The following is a 24,369-nucleotide window of genomic DNA, read 5'->3' as shown; positions in this document are numbered from 1 at the left end:
TGCAAACATGGCTAGTTCAGGTGAAGACTACATAACTACTCGTCAAAAGCAAATTGCAAGGAAAAAAAGAATTTTAACGATAATTTCTTTTATGGGTTTCGTTGGTTCGTCAATTTTTGCACTTGTTCCAGCTATTCAACGAGCGATTCAAAATCCGCAGCCAGTAACTCAAACTGTATCTGCTGAGTCTTCATTGCAAGAAGAAGCCAAGGGTTATGAATTAGTTTTACAGCGAGAACCAAATAATCAGATAGTTTTGGAAAAGCTGTCTCTTATCCGGTTACGTTTAAAGGATAAAAAGGGAGCGATCGCGTTGATGGAAAAGTTAGTGCAGCAGCATCCTGATAGACAAGATTATAAGACTGTATTGGCAGATATGAATAGAACATCTGCAAGTAAGTAGAAATTGATTTTTTAGATATTGAACTAATTAGAAATATAAAATTCATATAGTGTTCATTAACAGGATTAAAAATTACTGTAATGATTAAGAATCTTTCTGAATTTGCATTTTTTGGTGGTGAACCCAAGTTCCAAGAAAAGCTGTTTGTGGGTCGGCCCAATGTTGGCAATAGAGATCGATTGTTAACCCGTATCAACGATATGCTTGATCGTCGTTGGTTCTCTAATAGTGGAGCTTTTGTTCAAGAATTTGAGCATAGAGTAGCTGACTATTTAGGGGTTAAGCATTGTATTGCAGTTTGCAATGGAACTATTGCTTTAGAATTAGTTATTCGTGCGCTGGAGTTAAAGGGAGAGGTTATTATTCCTTCTTTTACCTTTATCGCTACAGCCCACGCGTTGCAATGGCAGGAAATTACCCCTGTGTTTTGTGATGTTGATCCCAAAACCCACACGCTAAATCCTTGGCGCGTAGAGTCTCTGATTACACCACGTACATCAGGAATTATTGGGGTGCATGTGTGGGGACAGTCTTGTGATGTGGAAATACTAACCGAAATTGCAGATAAACACCATCTCAAGCTAATGTTTGATGCCTCTCACGCCTTTGGCTGCTCGTATCGAGGAAAGATGCTCGGTAACTTTGGTAGTGCTGAGGTGTTTAGCTTTCATGCCACTAAGTTTATTAATACTTTTGAAGGGGGAGCAATTGTCACTAATAATGATGAATTAAACCAGAAAATTCGCCTGATGAAAAATTTTGGATTTTCTGGTTTCGATAATGTCATCTACTTGGGTACTAATGGCAAGATGTCTGAGATTTCAGCCGCTATGGGGCTGACTTCGTTAGAGAGTCTGCAAGAGTTCATAGAAGTCAATCGTCGCAATTATAAGTGCTATCAGGAAGGTTTATCTGAGATTCCTGGGGTGAGGTTATTTCCTGTAGATGATGCACAGCAGCATAACTATCAGTATGTTGTACTGGAGATAGATGAAAATCAAACTCGCGTAAGCCGAGATTTATTGGTTAAAATTCTCCATGCTGAGAATGTGATTGCCCGTCGGTATTTCTATCCCGGTTGTCATCGCATGGAGCCATATAGGTCTTATTTTCCTCATGCTGGTTTACTGTTGCCAGAGACGGAAAAGTTAACTCAGAGAGTTTTGATATTGCCTACGGGAACAGCGATTTTAGAAGATGATGTGAGTAAAATATGTCAAATTATTCGGCTTATAATTGCCAGCCAAATCAATGAATATGAGCTAACTGGTAATTAAACGGATGGTACATTAAAATAAATAAAAATTGTTTTATATAAATGAATATTGCAATAACCGCAATTGGCTCTATGTCAGCAGAAGCTGTCATTAAATCACTCAGAAAAAGAAATTCAAATAAAATTATAGGATTTGATATTTATCCCCAAGAATGGATAGTCACTTCAAAACTAGTTGATTTCTTTTATCAAGTACCTTTAGCTAGTGACGAGAAATATATGGAAACTATTTTACAAATTTGTTTATTACATGAAATTAATTTTTTGATTGCTTTAACCGATCCTGAGATAGATTTTTTATCTCTTCAAATACAAGATTTTAAAAATAATGGAATTATTTTATGTTTTCCAGATTTGCCATCTTTAGAAATAGCACGAGACAAGTTTATATTTTTTAATTTTTTCAAAGATAACAACGAAGTTTTAGTTATACCAACTTTTGACACTATAGATAAAGTTGATATTAATGAATCCAAAAATATAATAGCCAAACCTCGAAAAGGTAGAAGTTCTGAAGGTATTATTAAGTCTATTAACTTACAATATCTTCAGAACTCTATTTGTAAAACAGAAGATTATATTTTTCAACCAATAATTCAGGGCAATTATATAACAGTAGATACTATTAGAGATGATTTTAATAATAAAGTTTCTATTCCACGCAGAGAGTTGCTCAGAACAATGAATGGTGCTGGTGTAGTTGTTGAGATATTTAAAGACGAAAACTTAGAAAATATAGTAAGTATAATAACAGATTCCTTAAGCATACGTGGCTGTATTAATATTGAATTTATTTTATATGATAACCAATATTTTCTCATGGATATTAATCCTAGATTTTCTGCTGGAATAGCTTTTTCAATAATTGCAGGCTATGATTTTGTTGAAAATCATTTAAGGTGTTTTCAAGGTATTGCAATTGATGGATTTATACAATATAAACAACAGATAATGTCTAAGAGATATGCAGATATTGTCTACTAACTAAACTATCACAATAGAGAGTAATAAATGGAAGTATTAAGTAATAAAGAGTACTGGGATCAAGCATGGTGTAATATTTTTGATAAATATCAGAATGATCCCAGATTTGCACATTATTTATATGCAATTTTAGAACCAAATGATACAAGGATTCTAGAAATTGGTGCAGGCAGTTTTCGAGATATGGAAAAGTTAAACAAATGGGGTCTTGAATGTTACGGTGTTGATTTTTCGGATAAATCCATTGAAAAAGCCAAAGAACAATTTCCTGAATATAGAAAGCTTATAATTCAAGCTAATGCTTTTAATTTACCTTTTGATGATAAGTATTTTGATGTTTCTTATCACAACGGTTTTTGGAGTTGTTTCTCCAATAGTGATATTGATTTATTAGTACGTGAACAATCTAGAATTACAAAAAAAAGGATAATAGTGGCTGTACATAATGCCCATAATCCTTCTTTTGTAGAATATTTCAATATGCTAAAAGTTGAAGATCCGCTTTACAATGCACGTTTTTTCACAATTCCAGAAATTACTTCCTTAATGGAGAATTACTGCTCTGAAATTAAGATAATTCCTGTTGGTAAAGGCAAAAAATTATATGAAGATTATTTAATTAATTTAGGTTTAGGATCAGCAGACAACTTGAAAAAGTGTTTTGATTATCACAAAATGGAGCTACTAGAAAGTAGTGAAAGATTACTGTGTATAGGAGAAATCAAGTAATAAACATCTAAATATCCGTCTTTTTAAGCATGAGTTTCAAAATGTTAATCTACAAATAAATTAAATTAATTGTAAAAAAATGAATCAAATTGCATTTAAACAGGATCAACTGAACTTTGTTATATTTTCTCCGGCCTTTCAAGCTCATGTAGGTGGGATAATTGCTCTTTATAATCTTGCTTGCATTATTGATGAAGCCGGATTTGTTTGTAAAATATTTGACATGAATGGTTTAAATTTACCCAATAGTATTTTTGCAAAGTATGCGACAGAAACTGATATCAATGAGAATACAGTTGTTGTCTATCCAGAAATTATATTTGGCAATCCTTTGAATGCAAATTATGTGGTTAGATGGATTCTTTGCAAACTAGGTGTTCACTGTCCTCATGATATATATACGACTTGGAGTAACAACGACTTTGTTTATCACTACGGTACTTATAATCCTGAAAAAGACTTAAAAAAGTATAATATACTCTCCCCACTATACTTGAACCCAGCATTAAAAAATCACGGAAAATCAAGGGACGGATATTGCCACATCATTAGAAAAGGAAATAATTTTCACAAACCATTGAAATATATTCATCCACAAGACTCTTTATTTCTAAATGACAACTTATCTCAAGAAATCTTAATAGATATTTTTAATAAGAAAGAATATTTAATTTCTTATGATCCATATTCTTATATTAATTTTATGGCAGCTTTGTGTGGATGTATCCCTGTAGTAGTTCCTATTGCAAATGCCACTAAGACATCGTGGTTGAAAAGTTCTACGGTATCAATAATTTTAGAAAAATATGGAGAAAATGAGTTAAAAGGAATTGCTTATGGCTTAGAAGAAGTAGAATATGCGCGAAGTACATTACAGGAATCGAGATATCAACAAGAACTATTCATTCAATATGGTAAAGAAACAGTTCATCGCTTTATCAATGATATGGTTAACATAGTATGTTCGGATACAGAAATATCATACAGGAATGATCAGGTTTTAAAAGTTATAGATATATTTCCTACTAGTACAGATAGAATTATTGTAAAAGAAATTCAAGAACAATTACAAAATAATTCGGAAACTTCCAACTGTGAGCCATTAGTTAGTATTTGTATTCCGACATATAATGGCGAAATGTTCATTCATACGGCTCTACAAAGCATTAAGGCACAAACATATAACAATATAGAAATCATAATTTCGGATGATGCTTCAAGCGATAAAACACTAGGAAAAATTAATAATTTTCAATCGAATATAAAAAATAACATTAATTTATTTACTCATGAAAGATATGGGTTAGCCAATAATTGGAATTTCTGCATTTATCAAGCTAAAGGCAAATATATTAAATTTCTGTTCCAAGATGATATTTTAGAGCCTGATGCTATTAGCAAAATGGTTGCGTTGGCGGAAGAAGATGAGGAAATAGGTTTAGTATTTTCACCCCGTAAACTATTTTCTAATTCTCAAGAAGTTAACTATAGTCAAAGATATTTAGAACATCATGAAGCCAAAAATATACATAAACATTGGTCAAATTTAAAGACAATTCAATCAGGAGAAGATCTCTTACAAGACCCTAATATTTTTGATAATCCTATTAATAAAATTGGTGAGCCAAGTACAGTTTTAATCAGAAGAGAAGTTTTTGATAGAGTAGGCTTATTTAATACTGAACTTTGTCAACTAGTAGATTTAGAAATGTGGCTCAGAATTATGAGCAAATACAAAATCGGATTTATTGATCAAGTTCTATCACACTTTCGTATACATCCCCAACAACAAACTCGCCGGAATATAGCGTTAAAAGATGCAATTTTATTAGATTATCAAAAACTTTTTCAGTATATTGCTGATGATAGTCGTTATCCTGATATAACCAGACAAATGGCTGCTGTTAGATATGCTATTTTGAGCAATGATCATACTGAACTAAATCGGTTGCGAAAACAAACAGCAGAACAATGGCTGAGTATTCCAGATGAAAAATTAGCTGAGATGTATGGCGGTTTGCTGGGTAAAACACATCAAATGCTCCTCAGTAGTAACATTAATGATAGAAATTTCGATAATAGAACTTTCTTTAATGAGATAATCATTTCTCAAAAATCTCAGCCTTCAAAAGCTGTTCAGCATTTACTAGTAGCTATGCTATCTGGTGATTTTAATCAATTACTATCTAACTTCTCGCAAATACCTAAATGGCTGCTATGTGACTATCTAGAATTTTTACTATCGTCGCGAGGTTATTTTGAAATCTTAGGAAATTCACAAAGATATTATGAATACATGAAGAAATGTATTCATTTATTACATGAATATATCTTTAAGGAATTAGATACTTTTTCGTCTCATGATGTTCTTGACTATTTCACTCAAAGTGCTTTTTTTATAAATATTTATTTTAATGAAAATAATCTAAAAGAAATATATGTTAAACGAGCAGAAATAATAGAGTATTGCCTGAAACTCAATGGACATGAAATTGATTATGAGTTTGCGGACAGACCTACAAATAGAAAAAAAATTAGACTGGGTATACTAGCAGCAGATTTTACACCATCAGCAGAAACATTTGCATACCTCCCTGTTTATGAGTATATAAGTCGAGATTTTGAAGTAATTTTATATTCGCTTACGGCAAGAGGTCATAGGCTAGAGCAATATTGCCAACTTTCTGCCAATTTATTTAAAGTCCTACCACAGCAATTATCAGCACAGGTAGATATTATTCGTAATGATGATTTGGATATACTATTTATAGCTACTAACGTAACTGTAGTAACTAACCAAATCTGCCTGTTAGCAATCCATAGATTAGCAAGAATACAAGTTACTAGTGGTGGTTCTGTGGTGACAACAGGAATAAGAAATATGGATTACTATATTTCTGGTACATTAACTGATCCTTCACCAACAGCACAAGAGCATTATCAAGAGAAATTAATTAAGTTAGAAGGAACTGCTCACTGTTTTAGTTATGGTACTGAAGAAGGTAAGTCAAGAACTCCAGTTGAAAGAAATAGCTTAGGAATTGCCGAAGATGCTGTTGTTTTCATCTCTGGTGCTAATTATTTTAAAATGATTCCAGAATTGCTGGAATCATGGGCAAAAATCATAGCTAGAGTCCCAAATTCTGTTTTATTGCTTTTACCATTTGGCCCAAATTGGTCAAAAAATTACCAGAAAACAGAATTTATCAATCACCTAAATTCAATATTTTCTAAGCATGGGTTAGCGACCGAACACTTAATAGTTTTAGATCCTCAGCCAGTTCCAGACCGTGAGGACATGAAAGAATATTATAAAATTGCAGATGTTTATTTAGATTCTTATCCATTTGCAGGGACAACTTCATTAATAGAACCATTACAGGTTAATCTACCAGTCATCGCTAGACAAGGAAATTGCTTCCGTTCTGCAATGGGAGCAGCAATAATACAAACATTAAATATTCCTGATTTAGTTGCTGATAGTGAAGAATCTTACATTGGATTAGCAGTTGCATTAGGTAATAATTCTTCATTAAGGCAACAAAAAAGCAGTCAAATCAAGGAAAGAATGCAAAATAATCCGAGTTTTTTGGATAGTCGCTCTTATGCAGCTAAAATTGGAAGTCTATTTCAAGAACTTTTTAGCGATTATATTGCAGATACTCTCAGTCAGAATTTACGCTTAAAAGATATCAACTTAATTATTTTTCCTGATTGGTCAGAATCAGAAGAGTTGATTAGTTCAGAACTGGAACAGGTAATTAAAACTGTTGCGACTCATCCTGACAGTGAAAAAATTACGTTATTAATCAATATCGATAATATTAGTGTTGATGATGTAGAAATGTTGTTATCGGCTGTGGCAATGAATCTGCTGATGCAAGAGGATTTAGATGTGACTGAGGGATTGGAAATTTCTTTAGTAGAAAGTTTGAGTGATATTCAGTGGCAGGCTTTATTACCTTGTATTCATGCACGAATTGTTTTAGAACATGAAAATCAAGACGCAGTAATAGAAGCGAAAGCAGAAAAACTCATATCTTGCGAACTCGCCGATTTTAGCCAAGTGAGAGAGGAAGAGTTTTTTGTGCCTGAGTCAAAAATTATCTAGTTTAATATCAATTCTCTATGAAGTTGCGCCAAATAAATGATGTAGAGACGTTGCATGCAACGTCTCTACAGTACTGTACTAGTTGGTAGTAAAAGCTTTAGCCTTGAGATGAGTAATAAAGTCTTCACTGCGAATTCATATATATTTCCCACATTTGGGTGTAAGCTTTCTCCATCTCGTGGGTGAACTGCTTACCATTCCATAGAGGAGAAGTTTTTCTTGATTGTCTCAACTTCCAAGCGATTTGTTGTCTTAAGACTTCATCCTTACCCAAACGCACACCCCACTCTACATATTCCTCATCAGTCCAAGCAATACCTTCTGTGATTCCAGCATTCATCATCATGGTATAGCTGTTACGTGCTGCAAATTGTTCACCTACTTTTGTTACCATAGGGATACACATCCACAATGTTTCTAAGGTGGTTGTAGCGCCATTGTAGGGATAGGTATCTAATACAATATCTGCGATTCCTAAATTAGCACGGTGAACTGATTCAGTCGCCACGATTGGGAGAAATCGCAGTCTTGATATATCAACGCCTTCTTCTTCTGCTAATCCATCAAAGAATACTTTAATAGATTCTTCATCAGAGATTCCTTTAATTAAAAAGTAGCTATTGGGAACTTCTTTGAGTATCTGCAATTGCAGTCTGCTGATATCTGGATGTCGTTTAAAGCCTCTTTGTCCACATAGATAAACAACTGCATCATCAGGAATATCTAACTGATCACGACGGACTGTAGGCACACTCACCTCAAAACCATCTACTGCTACATAAGTTTGGGGTAAACGCCAAATTTGTTCTTTATAGTATTCTTGTGCTGAATCTGGTAAAACGTAAGGATCAGCAATAAAATAATCGACTGATGAGCTTCCTGAAGCATCCCAACCTAACCAAGTGACTTGAACTGGTGCAGGTTTGAGGGCTATAATACAACAAGTAGTATCCAAAGTAATACTATCTAAATCAATTAATATATCGATTTCATCTTGATAAATTTCCTCAGCGATCTGTAAATACTCATTTGACTTGTAAACTTTATCAACTTTGGTAAGATACCATTCGTGTAATGGATCACATGAAGGATTAGTATTAATAAAATAACCATTAACTTGAAATTTATCTTGGTCATAATATTGAAATAGCCATCTTGCTAGCCAACCTACAGAATGACTTCTCAAGCAATGTGATAGGTATCCTATATTCAGTTTTTTGGTGGTTTTACTTTGTTGTTTCCTTGCTAAATGACCCTGAAAATATCGATTTACTGACTGTTGTTCATAATTGGCTATATTTTTTTGACAGACCTGCATTAACTGATTTTGAATATTTCTACTTTCTCTAGGATTGTCGTGAATATATGGAGTAAAAAAATTAGCATTAAATAGTCTGGATATTCTAGCTGTGTCAAGGTGTTTAGGGTTTTCTTCTATGAGCAATCTTACTAATGATTCTTGCCTATGATGTACAGAGCAAGATTCTTGCCAATGTCCACCTGCTGTCATTAATCCCCGCAAAATTTGGCGATTGGCAAAAACCTTATCAGCTACTTCCTGTACTAGAGAAAAGAATAATTTAGCAGTTTCTATACCCTTTTCATATTGCCCTGAATTTTGATAAAAACTAGCCAAATGACCAATAACTTCTGAGTTGTTAGGATTTAACTTTAAATAAATCTCACATAATTGCACTGCTGTACCATATTGCCTTTGAGAATAACCAATTTCTATGGCACTTGGTAATAGAACAATTAGTAAAGCTTGGGTATTATCTCTGCAATAGGGTAAACAGGCTTCGGCAAAATCCAAGGTTGAGGGATGAGCAGGTGCATAATCTAAAACACTCTTGAGTGTTTCCATCAAAAGTCCTAAGTTGATTTCTACCCTTGGCTCAGATTGGAGAATTTTAATTATCCCTAGCTCTTGTAAATCTTGACCTGTATAAATTTCTAACTTGATAGCTAGCTGTAGTAAATTTAATAAATTATGGATATTTTCAGGACAGACTTCTTTAATATTTTGGCGAATTTTCTCAGCAATTGAATATTCTGCCAATTTCTCCCGGCGTTGGGCTTCTGTTTGTAAAACCTCAACTAATTCTGCATTCCATACTTCAACTTGTTCTGCGTCTCCTTCCATTATCGCCATTAACCAAGTTGTTTGGGCTTCTACCTCTTGTCCCTGCAATAACAACATTAACCCCAAATACCAATAGTAGGATTTAATCTCAGGTTCTATGGCAATTGCTTCTTCGTAGAGACTAGCAGCCTGATGGTAATTTCCTGCAAGAAAAGATTTTTCAGCACGTTTATACCATTGGTTTGGGGAAGTTATAGAGAGCATAGTTAAACTTCAAATATTAGGTGACATGGAAGGATTTATGAGGAAAGCAATTTGAGGATGAGCAAACTGCAAAAATTGGGTAATGTAAAAAACACTACCCAAATGAAAAAAACTTTTATGTAATACTGCTTGAAAGTCTTAGCAGGGAAACTGTTGTGTGATTCTATCTAGATAAAGAAACGAAACCACCAGCACAACCTGACGCAAATGTGTCGATATCATCGACTACGCGAGAGGGAGCATTCGTCTCACAAGCTATTGCTACTGTGAGTGCTTCTGAAGTTGCGCTATTTCCTGTTTGTGTCCCTACTAATCCGTAGTAAGACTTCAGGGCATCTTTAACAGCTTTCCCTCTAAACTGAGCAGTTGAAGGCGCACTACCGTTAACATAGATGTCATACGCATAATTTTCAGATGGCGTTTTAATACCTACTTGCAATTCAGAGAGGTCAGTGGCAAATCTTTGATATTCCAAGAAGAAAGCTTGTTGAGAACGGTTAGCTGTACCTACGTAGTTTCTCGCTTCTGACTGTTTGGCTTTGTTTACCTGACCAAGTAGCGAAGGTAACGCGATCGCTGCAAGTACACCGATGATAATTACTACAACTAGCAATTCAATTAAGGTAAAACCTTCTTCTTCTCTGTTCTTACGGTTGCTGAGGTGGCTGAGGAATTTAGCTTGTAATTCTGGCTTGAGCATGGGTTTCTCCTGAAGTTTGGGGTTAGTAGAATGCGATCGCTCCGTTCTACAACAAACTTACCCAGTTGTGATTTGTGATCTATCACTCCAGTAAAAAAACTTTCTTACAGAATTACGATTTACGTATATTCACTAACAATTCTAAGATAGGAATAGAGAAATAGGGCGTGTTCCCTGATTTATACTTAATGCTTTAATTTAAGGCTGCTCTAAATCTGTAACGACGAATGACATAACACAGGCGGAAATACTCTTGTGTTGATTCAACGGCGTGTACCCTGCGATCGCTACAGTATATTACTAGCGGAAACTTAAGCTGTGGGTTAATGTCCTAAAGTCTGAATACATAGAGATACGAACATGAGAAAAACGCTGGCTTTGTTTTCCCTGAGTTTAGGAATCACCTTTTTTAACCCACTGCAACTTGCTGTGAGTCAGGTACCACCCATAGCACCACCTTTAAAACTTGTTGATATTGGTACTAACTGCACTCCTCATCATGCTTGCTTGGGTTGGGATGAGCAACTTTTTTCAGGACATAGGGGTTTAAAAAGCGATCGCCAAGGTCTATTAAACTCAATAGATAACAGTTTGCGTTACTTAGAAACTCCAAAAGCAGTTACAGCTTACGATAATTACCCAATTAAAGAAATTACCCGCGACAGAGTGCGTCGGAGTTTGCGGCGTTTTCGTCAGCTGGTGGCTACTGCTAAATCACCAGCACAATTACAAGCGGCGGTGCGGCGGGAGTTCGCTTTTTACAAATCAGTTGGTGATGATGGACAGGGTACGGTCAAGTTTACCGCCTACTACGCACCAATTTATCAAGCCAGTCGTGTACGCACTGCACAATATAAGTATCCAATTTATCGAGTACCACCAGATTTTGAACAATGGACTAAACCCCACCCCAAACGGGTTGAATTAGAAGGGGTAGATGGTTTGTTGGGAGAAAAAAGCCAACTACGGGGTTTAGAGATGTTTTGGTTACGCGATCGCTTTCAAGCATACATGATCCATATCCAAGGTTCTGCTAAACTCAACCTAACTGATGGGACTCAAACGAGTGTCGGTTTTGTGCGCGGAACAGATTACCCTTGGACAAGTATCGGGCGGCTACTGTTTCAAGATGGCAAACTAACTAAAGAAGAATTAAATATGCCGGGAATTATTCGCTATTTCCGCAAAAGTCCCCAATCTATGAGTAATTATTTACCACGTTGGGAACGCTTTATTTTCTTTAAGGAAACTAAAGGTGAACCAGCTACAGGCAGTATCAGCGTACCTCTCGTACCAGAACGTTCTATTGCCACAGATAAATCTCTCATGCCACCAGGAGCATTGGCTGTAATGAACGCAACATTTCCTTATCCCGGACAGCGTAATCAATTAATTCAGCGCAGAGTCAGCCGTTTTGTCCTGGATCAAGATACAGGTAGCGCCATTAAAGGCCCTGGCAGAGTAGATTATTTCCTTGGCTATGGTGACTTAGCAGGCGATCGCGCTGGTATTACCGTTACTACTGGCTCTATATATTACCTACTACTAAAGTAATTTGTAATTCGTAATTAAGTTTTTAATTACGTAGAACTCACACATGAAAACGAAAGATTAAGGGTTTGAATAAAGGTATAGGGAAGGGTATAAATGTTTGAAGCCCTTACACCCCTGTACCCTTACACCCTTACACCCTTACACCCCTATACCCTTACACCCGGTCTCAACAGACAACCTGCGTGCGTAAGCCTATTACAAATTACTAGCTTTACCTTGCTTGTTGCCGCATATATCTACCATCTAACCCCTGCTTAATCCAACTGAGGCATTCATACTCAGATTTGAATAATTTGGGTGCAGCAATATTATTCAATAAATCTGGTGGGTAATGGTCATAAAAGTATCGATCATTCTCATGAAAGACAATAATCAAATTGTTGCGGTAGATATAGCGAGATTGAAAGCTATCTTTTTGACTTACAAAATCGGCGTTTTGGTCAATATGCTCTTTAGCTATCTCAATGATATTACTAATGCTATTGCCATATATTTTTGCTGGATTTTCTGCTTTATGCAGCTTACTTTTTTGCCCAATTTCTGACAAAAGTTTATAGGAATAGATTTCATACCTATCTGCTTTGCCAAAAACAAATGGAATGATGAGATATCCTTGATATGAAACTGAATTTTCATAAAGAAGACGACTCATCTGAACCTCCTTTGGTATAACTGCTTAGACAACAAGCACTCAACAAATTCGCATTAGCAATTAACGCATTTTTACTAGTTAATGCTCGACTTCAAAAACACTTTATTGGTGATTTTGTAAAGAGGGGTATGACCCCCTATTTGAGCCAATAATCTTTGATCAGGTCTCATCAGAGAAGGATCACAGAAACTATTATTACTCTTTTTGAAATCGCTCAAAACGGAGTAGGTGACAAAAGTCAAAAAATCATGAGTTTTATCAAGAAATTTTGTAAGTATTTAACTGCATTTTCTAGATGATAAATGCTAGAAATGGGTGAAGAGTGAACCATCATCAATTTGGCTCACTAAAAGCTGGATTATTAATAAATGTTTCATCAGTTAAATTTTTCAGGAAAGCTCACAGATTATTTTTATCATCTTTAGAGAATTTCAACCTGTTAATGAATTTGTGCTGCCAAGGATTTTTGCAGACAAGCCACTCAATTTGCGGTTTATGGCAGACAACAGGCTGCATAAAGCCAAAATAGTCCACCTATTGACTGAGTGAAGGCAATCAAGTCCAACAACTCACATCCAAGGGAAACAAGACCATGAGAACGCAAATATTAATGAGCCTAGCCTGCTCTATTTCTCTTTTAGGTTCACTAACATTCCCTGTTGCAGCACAACTTCCTACCCAGCCAACACAGACAGAGGCAGCTACTCTAGAAGTTAGTATTCCACAAGATACGGCAATTGTGGTTTCTTTTCCTGCACCCATTACAGTAGATGTAGGGCAAAAAAAGGATTATCCTCTAACTGTAACTTTGGCAAATGCCATTAAAGATGTTCAAGGTAATACTATAGTGGCGGAAAATACGCCTGTAACTATAGTTCTTAAACCAACCGAGGGCGGTGCCAGAATTGTGGCACAGTCTTTAGTAATCAATGGACGCATTGTTGCGATCAAAGCATCCAGTCAAACAATACCCGGCACTACAATTACCCATAAAGGAGCTAATGACGCAGTAGTGGAGAGTGGATCTATTTGGGGTAAGATTGGGGGCAGCGCCCTGGGTTTCTTAAGCAACGGAAATCCTGAACAATTTGACCGAGGGGTAATGTTAGGTAGTGCTATGGGTTTGCTTTCAGGTTTGCGTTCCGCAGAAAACACCCGTGTTGTCCAAATTCCCCAGAGTAGTGTTTATGTTTTATCCCTCGAAGCTCCTATCACTTTGTCTTCACGCTAGTGTCAACTATGGATTATTAAACGACTAAACAGGGTGGAGTATTGTTAAATGAAAGTTATGCCTATTCTCGGCTTTTAGGTACTGCTCTTGTAAAGGTTGCCACTGTTGCCACCACTGGTAGCGATTTTCTGCTAGTAGATTAGCAAGTGTTGGTAATTGATTGTGGATATCTGACTTGAATACATCTACCAGCCAGTCACCCATCACTACACTGTCTTGAATGTTACCTAAAATATCTTGGATACTTTTGATCTTTGTAATGTAGGTGGCATAAGAATCATCATATAACTCAGTAAATAATTCCATTTGATAGCGCAGGCGTTTGGCTTGTTTTCTTAAGCTATGAATAGTTTCGCCTTTTGTGGTCAGTTGTTGTTCTATCTTGTCGGCTGGCCAATCAGTAATAATTTTAACTTCATAATCTACAATATCGGTTCCTACTAATAACCCAGGATGCAGCAAGAAACTGCTTACTTCAGGTAACAATAAATCTGGTAATACTTGCTTTATTGGTAGAGAAGCTAAGGGTTGATAGCTAGGTTTTTCTAACCATTCCTCTAATGTATGTTTTAAGGACTTATAAGACTCATCTTTCAATGTTTCTTGGGTTTTATCAAGTACACTTACTCGTTGTTTAGCTAAAGCATCAAAAGCTTTTTGTAAAGTTTTTTGCTCTTTTTCTGGTAAATGTGGTTGATAAAGGGTTTCTAAGGTTTGTTTTAATACGTCTAAGTCTCGGAGATTACCAAGCCGACGGGCAATTTTACCAATATTTTTATCACTGGCGGGCTTCGATAAATTTAATGCTATGTCAAATCTACTAATAGCTGTACGTAAACGTCTCATTCCTACTCGCATTTGGTGTAATGCTTCTGGATCTTCATCTTTCTTAACAGCTTTTTCCCACTTCAAGGTTTTCTTAAAGTGTTTTTGAATGGCTTCGTAAGCGTAGTTTCCTAGAGTTTTTACCGTTGGTTCTGTAGCTAACGTCATCGCTGATAGTAATTATTTACTTATTTAAACAGATTATTGAATGATAGCAAATGATAGGATTTGTGAAAAATTTATATCTAACCTTTGATATGTCTTTTTAAGAAAGTTATTTCTTTGTGAGTATTATTATGCTTCCTTATGGATACAAGGGTATATATGTTAAAGATTCAGAGTTAAGAAAGAGGGGTTTTTACATAATTTGTGTATAAAATCCATGAATTGCCGGATAGATAAAATTACACTGCATATTAACAGGACTCAAAGAAAAATAGGAAAAATCTTGGGGACTTGTTTCTTGCTGTGTATGGAATCAGTCCAGAAAATAACTTATTAACTTATCCTTAACCTGGGAGGCTAGGCGACATGGTAAACTTCTATCCGCTTCAACAAGTCAGTCTGATATTTAATAATATTTTTCAGCAACACAGGGAAGATATTTCGGCTATATTACTTACTCAAGAAAAGCATTTATGGCTTGGGTCGGATGAAACTGCCACTATTGAGCGTTTATATTTGGTTGATGGAGATAAATTTAGTGATCACAAACAATTTCGAGTGGCTGAATTTATTGATTTACCAGCACCAGAAGATGAAGAAATTGATATTGAAGGATTAGCTTATGCTGATAATTACCTGTGGTTCACAGGTTCTCATAGCTACAAGCGTAAAAATATTAAATCAGATAATACAGATGAGAAAAATATTTCTCGGTTAGCCAAAGTTACGTCGGAAGAGAATCGCTACGTATTAGGACGAATTCCCCTTGTCAAGGGTCAATTATTTAAGTCTTGCCCTCATCCGCAAGATGCAGGTAAGCGGTTAGTTGCTGCAAAATTAGAGTTAATCAAGCAAGGAAATGTTTTGATGTCAGCTTTGGCTGATGATCAGCATTTAGGTTTCTTTGTCAAAGCTGCAATACCAGGTAAAGATAATGGCTTTGATGTTGAAGGCTTAGCCGTGTACGAAAACAAAGTTTTCTTGGGTTTACGTGGCCCTGTGTTGCGAGGTTGGGCGATTATTTTGGAAATTGCGCTACAAGATTCCCAGCCAGGTTTAATGAGACTATGGGAGCCTGGAAAAGGTGGAAAGACGTACAAAAAACATTTTGTGTGGTTGAATGGCTTAGGAATTCGTGACTTATGTCTGGCTGGAAAAGACTTGTTAATTTTAGCTGGGCCAACGATGGATTTAGATGGGCCTGTACAAGTTTATCGATTGGAAAATGGTGTAAATCTACAAGAAAATATTCTCAATAAACCAGAATTAGTCCAAGAAATTCCCTATGGCGATCGCAATGATCATGCGGAAGGTATAACATTATTTGAGGATGTATCCGGTGTACCTTCCATATTGGTAGTGTATGACTCTCCAGCCCAGAATAGACTAGTGGGTGATGCTAGCGTTATCGCTGATGTGTTCCCACTAGGTTAAAGATTCGTAGATATTGCTTGTACAGGACAAGTAGGAATACACTGCTCACAGACAATGCAGCGCGATCGCGTGAATGTTAATTTATATGTTTCTGGGTGCAAGGTCAGGGCTTCTGTAGGACAAACCCCAGTACATAAACCACAGTGGACACATATATCTTCATCAACGACAATTTCCCCTAGCGTTAGAGAAACATTAATATGGCGCGATCGCATCCATTCAATAGCTGCATCTAACTGATCAATATCTCCCGACAGTTCCACTACCAGTTTGCCAATTTGATTAGGCGCAACTTGAGCGCGGATGATATTCGCAGCCACATTGAACTCTTTCGCCAGCACATAAGTCACAGGCATTTGTATAGCACGTTTGGGAAAGGTGAGGGTAACTCGTTTTTTCACAGATTTAGCAGAGTCTTTTCTTGTTCTGTTCTAGCGTAAGGGGTTGGTTATTGGTCAACAGTCATCAGTCCACAATCAACAGTCAACAGTCAGTTACACTAAAAATGAGATTACTTAATAAGATTTAATAAATTGTGTTATGACTACAGACTCACCTATTAAGCCGGAAACTACTGCGGGAGAGCGGTTGAGAAACTTTTTAGTTGCAATGGTGGCGATCGCTCTCACCGTTGCTTTAGTCTTAGGGTTACGGACGGAAACGGCTGCTGTATCGCTGGATAAATTATATGCAGCTTCTACTCCTCTAGACGTGGCTATCAGCAACGGCAAACCTTCTATGGTGGAATTTTACGCTAACTGGTGTACTGTCTGTCAAAAAATGGCTCCAGATATTGCAGAATTTGAACAACAGTATGCTGACAAGGTGAATTTTGTCATGCTCAATGTAGATAATACCAAGTGGTTGCCGGAGATGCTGAAATATCGAGTAGACGGTATTCCTCACTTTGTATTTTTAAACAAAGCCGGGGAAAGTCTAGCCCAGGCGATCGGTGATCAACCCCATACAATTATGGCAAGTAATTTAGAAGCCTTGGTGACTGGTTCCCCTTTACCCCATGCTCAAACTAGCGGACAAGTTTCTCAAGTCTCCCCACCAGCTGCACCTATCGGTAATCAAGACGATCCTCGCAGTCATGGTAGTCAAGTGGTGAACTAGGTCATGGGGATAAGGGAAAGAGATGCTGTGATTTTAAATAGATTTTTCCCTAATACCAATTCTCGATGAAGTTGCACCAAATAAATGATGTAGAGACTTTGCATGCAAAGTCTCTACAGTTCAGAATAAAGCACACCTTCATTAAGAAACGATAACCCCTATTTCATTCCCCTTAGTAGGTGTAGCTGTTAAACAACTTCAGAAACAGTTGCAGAACCAACTGGTACAGAAACATCCGCCGCACCATTAGTTAAAATAGGCTTGCGAGTTTTCAAATCAAACTTGTAGCCATGTGGCAAAATGTGTAGTTTTGCGCCACAAATTGCTAAAGCTTCATCTCTGAGGATTTCATCCATATTGTTGTATGTGGACTCTGACTCATCCACAATTGTGACTGAACCTTGGCCAATGATTTCAATTTGGCTGTCAGTCACGACCATAGCTGTATTTTCATCAATCCCAAACCCTAGTACGGCTGGTTCTCTAATCAAGGCTGTAATTAAGCGTCCCAAGCGTCCGCGCTCAGAAAAATGCTGGTCAATAACTACCCCAGGGAGAAAACCTAAACCTGGCCCCATTTCGACAATCTCTAAACGAGGATTGGTTTGTGAGTCACCTTCCACAATCATTTTATCTGGCATGACTGCCGCACCAGCACTTGTACCACCAACAACGATACCTTCAGAAAAGCGTTGGTGAATTGCTGCATCAATTTCGGTGTTTTTGATGATGCTGGTAATGCGAGCTTGATCTCCCCCAGTAAAAAATATACCAGTTGCTTTGGCGATCGCTTCCAGTGCAGTTGATGAAGACGCATCTTCACGGGTTTCTGTATCAATTATCCGAACTTTTTCCGCACCTAGACGTTCAAACACTCTAATGTAATTCTCTCCCACATCCCTGGGTAATTCTGTCGCCGCCGTCATGATGACAATATTGGCTTTTGTACCACCAGAACGGCGCACAAACTCCCGCAGTATTTGCGAGTCACCATCTTTATCTTCTGCACCACCAATAATTACCAACTGCCTTTTGTTTTCACTTGCAGTCATAATATCTCCAACCATAGATTTATTTATGTAATATCAATAAAGCATGACATTTATATGTATAAAATCGCCCATAGGACTGATTAAAGCAATTCAAAAAATAACTTAATTATCTCTTATGAACTATTACCTAAATTCTGGTTGTCAGAAAATTATATTTTTATTATGTGAGAATTTAAATGTAAGTAAAAGCCAGGTATACTATCCCCATTTTATCTGAACTTTGGGGATAGTATATCTCACTATCAGTTTAGTAAAGTGATGCTACTAAAGTGGTTTATTGGGTTAAATTTCTGTCAACGATGAGTGAAAATTTGTGCAAATTGATATTTAATTAAAGACTTTTAGTGAATACGATTTCTGTAGAGTAAGTTTGTGAGAAACAATCTTGCTTGTTCCAACGGCAAATGTCTGGGTTTACCTTGGTAGACAATTTGATACTCTTCTATATCTGGCCCGTCTCCGTGTCCAGAAATCAGTTTTAGGTGAAAAGCTTCCTCTGCAAGTTGTCTAACTTCATCCCTTAGATCAGCTTGTGTGCTATTCATATCTTGATTGTCTCGCGTAACCATCCCTTCCTTTTTACAAACTTTCTGAGGATATTACACCCTTCAAAAGTTATATTTTTTGTAATTGATAGGTATTTTTTCATGCTTAATCAACCAATAGCTAATCACCCATTAATTACTTATTACCTCCCTCTACCATTTATAAATCACATATAGGAGTCAAATTTGATTATTAAAAATGTCCAAGTATCTGTAGGGTGGACAATGCCCACCGTATGATAGTTGTGGCGGGTATTGCCCACCATACCTATATTTCTAGGTAGGTGTATTTTATAAATCAAATACTCGTCCTATGGAACGACTATATACTGAGCTAGGTATTAATTTAATTATGTCTTGGGATAGGTGCAGAAACCTATAATTAAAGTTAGATTCAGCCAGAGCAACTGTAGATTTAAAACTTTCAAAATTATTATGTAAGATAATCTTAAATTATTAAGACTCCTTACAGGAAATTAAACGTTACATTTATTAGGTGTTTAGCCAGAGGTTTAGCATCAATGGTTCAGGAAACAAGCACCGATTTAGTCCGCATTAATGCCAGAAAGACGGATGTATTTGATATCTTCAATTGTCGGTATTATGTTGGTTCAAATCCTTATTTAGATACAGGGGCGTTAGTGTTTGATTTTGCTGTAGTAGAAAATAGAAAGCCTTTACCTATCGAAGATTATATTACTAGAGTAGGCGATCGCTATCCCCATCTACGAGAGCAAAACTACGAATCTTATGCCCACTTATTTGCCCAAACTGTGTCAGAAGTGGGCAAGCTAGACATGAATTTACACTTCCATCGCTGGAGTGTGAAACCGTACAGTAAATATACAAAAATTGCTGTTCAAGCACTGCACGAACGCACAATCAGATCAGTAGTTTACCTGGTATGGGACTGGTTTGAAGCCATTAACCAAGATGATGATTTTTTCTGGGATGACCAGCTTGTCACCTTGCAAAATCGGTTCCGCCAATCTGTATACGGAGGCCCCACAGTTTACGCCTTATTGAGAACAGCCTACGAAAAAGGCATTCCCACCTTTTATCTGTGGGACGAAGGATTAATGCAATACGGCTGGGGAAAAAAACATATCCGGGGTGTAGCCACAACCTTTAATTGCGACAGCCATATTGATTCTGACTTCACCACTCGGAAAGATGACTGCAAAGCTTTTCTCCACACATTGGGTTTTCCAGTACCACAAGGTGAAATCGTCTATTCCCAAAAAGAAGCGCGACAAGTCGCCAAAGACATCGGCTATCCAGTAGCAGTCAAGCCGGTAGTAGGTCACAAAGGAATTGGTGTCACCGCAGATATCAAAGATGTAGACGAACTTGAAGTTGCTTATGATAGAGCATTGGAAGCGATTCCTGAAAACGAACCCGCACGGATAATTGTTGAAAAAAGCATCAAAGGCAAAGATTTTCGCTTGCTATGCGTTAACGGTCGATTTGTCGCCGCCACAGAACGTCATCCCGCATCGGTAGTTGGTGACGGTGACTCAACAATTTGGGAATTAATTCAGAAAGAAAACCGCAAAGCAGCGCGTTTAGACACTCCAACTTCACCGATGAGTAAGATTATCGTTGATGACGCAATGGAACACTACTTAGAAGAACAGCGCTTGTCATTAAAAACAGTACTGGACAAGGGTGAAACTGTTCACTTACGGAAAGTTGCTAATCTTTCAGCCGGAGGGATGAGTATCAATGCTACTCATACTATCCATGACGACAACATCATCTTGGCGCAAGATATTGCTCAATATTTCCGTTTGACTTGTCTGGGAATTGATGTCATAGCTGAAGACCTTTCTGAGTCTTGGAAAGTTGGTAACTTTGCCATCATCGAAATCAACGCCGCACCAGGTGTAATGATGCACCTTAACCCAGCCGTAGGTGAAAGCGTTGACGTACCTTCTCACATTTTAGAAACCTTTTTTGAGTCTGGTTTAGATGCCAGAATCCCGATTATGACCTTTAATAAAATCTCCGTTCAGGAATTGCAAACCACAATTGACCACATTTTGTTGCAACATCCAGAATGGACAATAGGCGCTGTTTGTCGTGATGCCGTTTTTGTCAACCGATCGCAAAAGGTACTACGCGACGATTACAATAGCAACATCCAAAGTTTGCTACGTCATCCCAAACTCGATTTATTAATTGCTGAATATCCAGAGGATACCCTAGAAGAAGACGGAATGTTTTATCAAGGGAGTAATTTGGTAGTTTTAGATAATCCCAGCGAAACAGAAATGATGTTAGCGCGGGATGTGTTCGATGGTTCTACTGTTGTTATTAAAAAAGAAAAAGATGTTTCCATTCGGCGCAAAGGACTAATAGAAGACTACACATTAGGCGAAGATGAACCATTCACACGGGTTTATCTCAAAGAAATTGGCTCCATCCTCTAAAAACACCATAGAGACGTTGCATTGCAACGTCTCCACAAAATTACCACAAGGAACAACAAAAAATAAATTCTCCGCAATTTATGGTTTAGTAGGGTGCGTCAGTGCCATAGAACCTAACTATACTCAGAAATTATTCATACTGACGCACACTACATTTTGGCTATTGTTTTTATCTGGAAGTCCCTCAATTAAGTTTTTCGTAAGCAGCCAAGATAATTTTTTCTGTTTGCTCCCAACCGATACAGGGGTCAGTTACAGAAACCCCATATTTCAATTCTTCCCGTTTGCAGTTAATGGGTTGATTACCTTCATATAAATTTGATTCCAGCATCATCCCTACAATCGATGTATTACCATCAACTATTTGCTGTATGACGTTTTCTAAAACATCAGATTGTAACCTGTAATTCTTATTAGTATTACCATGACTACAATCAATGACAATTCTCGGAGGCAACTTAGCCTGTTTTAATTTTTCTTCCACTCGTTTAACACTTTCAACATCGAAATTAGGTTGATTTCCCCCACGCAAAATGACATGACCGTAAGCATTACCTTTCGTTTCAAACACACTTACCTGTCCCTCAGGATTAATGCCCAAAAAATTATGCGGCATTCTGGCAGAATGTAAAGCATTTAAAGCTACTTGAATATTACCATCAGTGCCATTTTTGAAACCCACAGGCATAGACAGACCGCTAGCCATTTCCCTGTGAGTTTGGGATTCCGTTGTGCGTGCGCCGATCGCCGCCCATGTGATCAATTCACCAATATATTGCGGTACAATAGGGTCTAGAGCCTCTGTAGCGGTGGGTAGCCCTAACTCTGTTAACTTGATGAGTAAATCTCTGGCTAGCAATAAACCATTTTCCACCAGAAAAGAATCATCCATTTCTGGATCATTAATTAATCCTTTCCAGCCTACAGTTGTGCGGGGCTTTTCAAAATAAACCCGCATAATTAACAGTAATTTATCCTGGACGCGTTCAGCTAATTTTTTTAACTTATGGGCGTATTCCAATGCTGCATTAGGGTCATGAATAGAACAAGGCCCAACTACTATAAACTTGCGTCTATCTTGAAAATCTAATATTTTCTCTATTTCACATCTAAACTGTAAAACTATTTCTGCCGCAGTTTCTGTTAACGGTAATTTTTCTTTTACTTCGTTTGGAGTTAATAGAACGTGATAATTTTCAATATTTGCGTTAGTTAATTTATTGTGCATGGAGGATTGCTCTAAATTGTCTGGGTAGGATTTTAGGCAGATTGGGTATACATATTGTAGATGAAATGTACAACACAAATTCATCATTTATGCTAGTAAAGTCAAAAATACTAGACATAATATTATGTCTGCTTAGTTGCTGATTTCTAGCGCTGTGGTGCTATTGCTAGTTATGGAGAAATTTCCGTACTTGATACTCCCTAAATTCCACTAGCTCATAGATATCTCCCACAGCCTGCTTAAACCTTTGCTCAATAGCCTCTAAATCTGCTGCTGGTATGGTTTTCCAGTGTTCTTTAGTTTCCCAATGAATGATAAAAATCACTTCTGTGGATTCTAGGGGATTTGTCCAAACTTCTTTACCTAAAAACCCTGGATGCTTGGCCAATGCTGTTGTCCAAATCTCTGCATCCTTGTGGATATAACTCTCTCGCAGGCTAGCTTCAACTTTAAACCTCAGAAATTCTATAACCACACCCATTCATCCCTTGTGTTTGCCAATCTGCCAAAATAGAACTGTAGGCTAGAATAACTACGCTTCCAGCATAGCTTGATTGCATACACTCAGGAGCAAGGGTCGGCTGGTTTGAAATAAGGAATAGGGAAAGAGTATGGACAGCAACAACTGGTTGCAACAAATAATGATGCTTGGTATTGGTACAACTTCTTTGGTGGCAGAAAAACTCAAGGAGGTTAGTGATGAATTGGTCAAGGACGGTAAGCTCAATCCAGAGCAAGCTAAAGCTGTCATGGATGACATTGTACAGCAGTTAAAGACCGAGCAGGGAACATGGGATGCCCAAATGCAACGACAAATGCGAAATATGATGCAGGATTTAGGGGTAGCGCGTCAGTCTGAAGTGGATGAATTGCGGGGAAGAATTGACCGTTTAGAACGTCAAGTGCGCGATTTAGAAAATAAGCTTTGGCGTTAGGATGTGCTTCTGATTTAAACTAATTGTGTCCTGTTGGTAATTTTCATTGCCAAACTACCTCAGTGGGGAGGGCTAATTTTGAAAGCAATTTTACTCAGCATAGGTTTGATGCTGGTTTGTGTTGTGGTTTTGGTGTTGGCACAAGTAGGGAATAAACAGGACTCTGCTATTGCTGCTAATTTACCGCAAACTCCACTAGCCACCATTAGCGTTACTGAAAACAATACTCCAATCAAGAGCAATATTATGTCTGATGCCTCTAAGCCGACTGTCACTACCGATTCTGGCCTCAAATATGTGGAAATAGAAGAGGGAACTGGCGCGACTCCCAAAAGTGGACAAACCGTCGTAGTTCACTATACTGGTACTTTAGAAGATGGTACCAAGTTTGATAGCTCACGCGATCGCAATCGTCCCTTCAGCTTTACCATCGGTGTTGGACAAGTCATTAAGGGTTGGGATGAAGGACTTAGCACCATGAAAGTAGGTGGTCGTCGTCAATTAATCATCCCCTCAGAATTGGGTTATGGCGCTCGTGGTGCTGGTGGGGTGATTCCACCTTACTCAACCCTACTATTTGATGTGGAATTGTTGGAAGTGAAGTAGGGGAATAGTCCATAGTCAATAGTCCACAGTCAAAGGTAAAA

21 protein-coding genes are annotated in these 24,369 nt (G+C 37.4%); 12 read left to right on the top strand and 9 right to left on the bottom strand.

Features of this window, described 5'->3' with window-relative positions; genetic code table 11:
• Nucleotides 1-7: 7 nt before the first annotated feature.
• The 5 genes from ACM5QX_RS17980 (at nucleotide 8) to ACM5QX_RS17960 (ending at nucleotide 7,503) form a co-directional block, all read left to right on the top strand.
• Nucleotides 8-403 carry a tetratricopeptide repeat protein gene (locus ACM5QX_RS17980; RefSeq protein ID WP_414754771.1) on the top strand — a complete coding sequence of 132 codons (396 nt, stop codon included), beginning with the start codon at nucleotides 8-10 and terminating at the stop codon, nucleotides 401-403.
• A gap of 80 nt (nucleotides 404-483) precedes the next feature.
• A complete protein-coding gene (locus tag ACM5QX_RS17975; protein ID WP_414754770.1) occupies nucleotides 484-1,680 on the top strand; it encodes a DegT/DnrJ/EryC1/StrS family aminotransferase in 1,197 nt (398 codons plus the stop codon).
• A gap of 41 nt (nucleotides 1,681-1,721) precedes the next feature.
• The gene (locus ACM5QX_RS17970; protein WP_414754769.1) at nucleotides 1,722-2,663 is read left to right on the top strand and encodes an ATP-grasp domain-containing protein; all 942 of its coding nucleotides are present in this window, start codon (nucleotides 1,722-1,724) and stop codon (nucleotides 2,661-2,663) included.
• Between the two features lie 27 nt (nucleotides 2,664-2,690).
• Entirely contained in the window at nucleotides 2,691-3,392 is a 702-nt protein-coding gene (locus tag ACM5QX_RS17965) for a class I SAM-dependent methyltransferase (RefSeq protein WP_414754768.1), read from the top strand.
• Between the two features lie 79 nt (nucleotides 3,393-3,471).
• The gene (locus ACM5QX_RS17960; RefSeq protein WP_414754767.1) at nucleotides 3,472-7,503 is read left to right on the top strand and encodes a glycosyltransferase; all 4,032 of its coding nucleotides are present in this window, start codon (nucleotides 3,472-3,474) and stop codon (nucleotides 7,501-7,503) included.
• A gap of 124 nt (nucleotides 7,504-7,627) precedes the next feature.
• Here the strand turns inward: ACM5QX_RS17960 and ACM5QX_RS17955 are convergent, their stop codons facing one another.
• Both ACM5QX_RS17955 and ACM5QX_RS17950 read right to left on the bottom strand, forming a co-directional pair.
• Nucleotides 7,628-9,850: an O-linked N-acetylglucosamine transferase, SPINDLY family protein gene (locus ACM5QX_RS17955; RefSeq protein ID WP_414754766.1), complete on the bottom strand. Its 2,223-nt coding sequence runs from the start codon at nucleotides 9,848-9,850 to the stop codon at nucleotides 7,628-7,630.
• Between the two features lie 163 nt (nucleotides 9,851-10,013).
• A complete protein-coding gene (locus tag ACM5QX_RS17950; RefSeq protein ID WP_414754765.1) occupies nucleotides 10,014-10,550 on the bottom strand; it encodes a type IV pilin-like G/H family protein in 537 nt (178 codons plus the stop codon).
• Between the two features lie 360 nt (nucleotides 10,551-10,910).
• On the opposite strand from ACM5QX_RS17950, the gene ACM5QX_RS17945 reads away from it, so the two are divergent.
• Nucleotides 10,911-12,104 carry a murein transglycosylase A gene (locus tag ACM5QX_RS17945; RefSeq protein ID WP_414754764.1) on the top strand — a complete coding sequence of 398 codons (1,194 nt, stop codon included), beginning with the start codon at nucleotides 10,911-10,913 and terminating at the stop codon, nucleotides 12,102-12,104.
• A 211-nt stretch (nucleotides 12,105-12,315) separates the two neighbouring features.
• Here the strand turns inward: ACM5QX_RS17945 and ACM5QX_RS17940 are convergent, their stop codons facing one another.
• Complete coding sequence (locus ACM5QX_RS17940) at nucleotides 12,316-12,756, bottom strand: hypothetical protein (RefSeq protein ID WP_010994741.1); 441 nt, start codon at nucleotides 12,754-12,756, stop codon at nucleotides 12,316-12,318.
• A 592-nt stretch (nucleotides 12,757-13,348) separates the two neighbouring features.
• Between ACM5QX_RS17940 and ACM5QX_RS17935 the strand changes: the two genes are divergently transcribed.
• Nucleotides 13,349-13,987: a hypothetical protein gene (locus tag ACM5QX_RS17935; RefSeq protein WP_414754763.1), complete on the top strand. Its 639-nt coding sequence runs from the start codon at nucleotides 13,349-13,351 to the stop codon at nucleotides 13,985-13,987.
• A 24-nt stretch (nucleotides 13,988-14,011) separates the two neighbouring features.
• Here the strand turns inward: ACM5QX_RS17935 and ACM5QX_RS17930 are convergent, their stop codons facing one another.
• The gene (locus ACM5QX_RS17930; protein ID WP_011317226.1) at nucleotides 14,012-14,980 is read right to left on the bottom strand and encodes a CHAD domain-containing protein; all 969 of its coding nucleotides are present in this window, start codon (nucleotides 14,978-14,980) and stop codon (nucleotides 14,012-14,014) included.
• 363 nt (nucleotides 14,981-15,343) lie between these two features.
• Between ACM5QX_RS17930 and ACM5QX_RS17925 the strand changes: the two genes are divergently transcribed.
• The gene (locus ACM5QX_RS17925) at nucleotides 15,344-16,411 is read left to right on the top strand and encodes a DUF3616 domain-containing protein (protein WP_414754762.1); all 1,068 of its coding nucleotides are present in this window, start codon (nucleotides 15,344-15,346) and stop codon (nucleotides 16,409-16,411) included.
• Here the strand turns inward: ACM5QX_RS17925 and ACM5QX_RS17920 are convergent.
• The gene (locus ACM5QX_RS17920) at nucleotides 16,408-16,812 is read right to left on the bottom strand and encodes an NIL domain-containing protein (protein WP_011317224.1); all 405 of its coding nucleotides are present in this window, start codon (nucleotides 16,810-16,812) and stop codon (nucleotides 16,408-16,410) included. The two genes, ACM5QX_RS17925 and ACM5QX_RS17920, sit on opposite strands and share 4 nt — an antisense overlap.
• A 139-nt stretch (nucleotides 16,813-16,951) precedes the next feature.
• On the opposite strand from ACM5QX_RS17920, the gene ACM5QX_RS17915 reads away from it, so the two are divergent.
• Entirely contained in the window at nucleotides 16,952-17,530 is a 579-nt protein-coding gene (locus ACM5QX_RS17915; RefSeq protein WP_414754761.1) for a thioredoxin family protein, read from the top strand.
• A gap of 188 nt (nucleotides 17,531-17,718) precedes the next feature.
• On the opposite strand, the gene ACM5QX_RS17910 is transcribed toward ACM5QX_RS17915, so the two are convergent.
• Entirely contained in the window at nucleotides 17,719-18,582 is an 864-nt protein-coding gene (locus ACM5QX_RS17910) for a cyanophycinase (protein WP_414754760.1), read from the bottom strand.
• 341 nt (nucleotides 18,583-18,923) lie between these two features.
• Nucleotides 18,924-19,127, bottom strand: coding sequence for a hypothetical protein (locus ACM5QX_RS17905; RefSeq protein WP_041456586.1), 204 nt, complete (start codon nucleotides 19,125-19,127; stop codon nucleotides 18,924-18,926).
• Between the two features lie 521 nt (nucleotides 19,128-19,648).
• On the opposite strand from ACM5QX_RS17905, the gene ACM5QX_RS17900 reads away from it, so the two are divergent.
• The gene (locus ACM5QX_RS17900; protein WP_414754758.1) at nucleotides 19,649-21,559 is read left to right on the top strand and encodes an acetate--CoA ligase family protein; all 1,911 of its coding nucleotides are present in this window, start codon (nucleotides 19,649-19,651) and stop codon (nucleotides 21,557-21,559) included.
• A 184-nt stretch (nucleotides 21,560-21,743) separates the two neighbouring features.
• On the opposite strand, the gene ACM5QX_RS17895 is transcribed toward ACM5QX_RS17900, so the two are convergent.
• Together ACM5QX_RS17895 and ACM5QX_RS17890 are read right to left on the bottom strand one after the other, a co-directional pair.
• A complete protein-coding gene (locus ACM5QX_RS17895; RefSeq protein ID WP_414754756.1) occupies nucleotides 21,744-22,787 on the bottom strand; it encodes a 3-deoxy-7-phosphoheptulonate synthase in 1,044 nt (347 codons plus the stop codon).
• Between the two features lie 166 nt (nucleotides 22,788-22,953).
• Complete coding sequence (locus ACM5QX_RS17890) at nucleotides 22,954-23,268, bottom strand: TIGR03792 family protein (RefSeq protein WP_414754755.1); 315 nt, start codon at nucleotides 23,266-23,268, stop codon at nucleotides 22,954-22,956.
• 130 nt (nucleotides 23,269-23,398) lie between these two features.
• On the opposite strand from ACM5QX_RS17890, the gene ACM5QX_RS17885 reads away from it, so the two are divergent.
• Complete coding sequence (locus tag ACM5QX_RS17885; RefSeq protein ID WP_010994752.1) at nucleotides 23,399-23,722, top strand: phasin family protein; 324 nt, start codon at nucleotides 23,399-23,401, stop codon at nucleotides 23,720-23,722.
• 108 nt (nucleotides 23,723-23,830) lie between these two features.
• Entirely contained in the window at nucleotides 23,831-24,328 is a 498-nt protein-coding gene (locus ACM5QX_RS17880; RefSeq protein WP_011317217.1) for an FKBP-type peptidyl-prolyl cis-trans isomerase, read from the top strand.
• Nucleotides 24,329-24,369 lie beyond the last annotated feature (41 nt).

The sequence above is a fragment of the Anabaena sp. CCY 9910 genome (assembly GCF_963920875.1).
Classification (GTDB): domain Bacteria; phylum Cyanobacteriota; class Cyanobacteriia; order Cyanobacteriales; family Nostocaceae; genus Trichormus; species Trichormus variabilis.
Note: the sequence above shows the minus strand (reverse complement) of the source record. Positions and strands in the feature narration are given on the sequence as shown.

What these genes read in the sequence shown, in the direction of transcription:
- ACM5QX_RS17980 (WP_414754771.1), top strand. Translation starts at nt 8, where the DNA reads ATGGCTAGTTCAGGTGAAGACTACATAACTACTCGTCAAAAGCAAATT.
- ACM5QX_RS17885 (WP_010994752.1), top strand. Translation starts at nt 23,399, where the DNA reads ATGGACAGCAACAACTGGTTGCAACAAATAATGATGCTTGGTATTGGT.
- ACM5QX_RS17930 (WP_011317226.1), bottom strand. Translation starts at nt 14,980, where the DNA reads ATGACGTTAGCTACAGAACCAACGGTAAAAACTCTAGGAAACTACGCT.
- ACM5QX_RS17965 (WP_414754768.1), top strand. Translation starts at nt 2,691, where the DNA reads ATGGAAGTATTAAGTAATAAAGAGTACTGGGATCAAGCATGGTGTAAT.
- ACM5QX_RS17945 (WP_414754764.1), top strand. Translation starts at nt 10,911, where the DNA reads ATGAGAAAAACGCTGGCTTTGTTTTCCCTGAGTTTAGGAATCACCTTT.
- ACM5QX_RS17935 (WP_414754763.1), top strand. Translation starts at nt 13,349, where the DNA reads ATGAGAACGCAAATATTAATGAGCCTAGCCTGCTCTATTTCTCTTTTA.
- ACM5QX_RS17880 (WP_011317217.1), top strand. Translation starts at nt 23,831, where the DNA reads ATGCTGGTTTGTGTTGTGGTTTTGGTGTTGGCACAAGTAGGGAATAAA.
- ACM5QX_RS17970 (WP_414754769.1), top strand. Translation starts at nt 1,722, where the DNA reads ATGAATATTGCAATAACCGCAATTGGCTCTATGTCAGCAGAAGCTGTC.
- ACM5QX_RS17960 (WP_414754767.1), top strand. Translation starts at nt 3,472, where the DNA reads ATGAATCAAATTGCATTTAAACAGGATCAACTGAACTTTGTTATATTT.
- ACM5QX_RS17890 (WP_414754755.1), bottom strand. Translation starts at nt 23,268, where the DNA reads ATGGGTGTGGTTATAGAATTTCTGAGGTTTAAAGTTGAAGCTAGCCTG.
- ACM5QX_RS17905 (WP_041456586.1), bottom strand. Translation starts at nt 19,127, where the DNA reads ATGAATAGCACACAAGCTGATCTAAGGGATGAAGTTAGACAACTTGCA.
- ACM5QX_RS17910 (WP_414754760.1), bottom strand. Translation starts at nt 18,582, where the DNA reads ATGACTGCAAGTGAAAACAAAAGGCAGTTGGTAATTATTGGTGGTGCA.
- ACM5QX_RS17925 (WP_414754762.1), top strand. Translation starts at nt 15,344, where the DNA reads ATGGTAAACTTCTATCCGCTTCAACAAGTCAGTCTGATATTTAATAAT.
- ACM5QX_RS17900 (WP_414754758.1), top strand. Translation starts at nt 19,649, where the DNA reads ATGGTTCAGGAAACAAGCACCGATTTAGTCCGCATTAATGCCAGAAAG.
- ACM5QX_RS17975 (WP_414754770.1), top strand. Translation starts at nt 484, where the DNA reads ATGATTAAGAATCTTTCTGAATTTGCATTTTTTGGTGGTGAACCCAAG.
- ACM5QX_RS17950 (WP_414754765.1), bottom strand. Translation starts at nt 10,550, where the DNA reads ATGCTCAAGCCAGAATTACAAGCTAAATTCCTCAGCCACCTCAGCAAC.
- ACM5QX_RS17940 (WP_010994741.1), bottom strand. Translation starts at nt 12,756, where the DNA reads ATGAGTCGTCTTCTTTATGAAAATTCAGTTTCATATCAAGGATATCTC.
- ACM5QX_RS17915 (WP_414754761.1), top strand. Translation starts at nt 16,952, where the DNA reads ATGACTACAGACTCACCTATTAAGCCGGAAACTACTGCGGGAGAGCGG.
- ACM5QX_RS17955 (WP_414754766.1), bottom strand. Translation starts at nt 9,850, where the DNA reads ATGCTCTCTATAACTTCCCCAAACCAATGGTATAAACGTGCTGAAAAA.
- ACM5QX_RS17895 (WP_414754756.1), bottom strand. Translation starts at nt 22,787, where the DNA reads ATGCACAATAAATTAACTAACGCAAATATTGAAAATTATCACGTTCTA.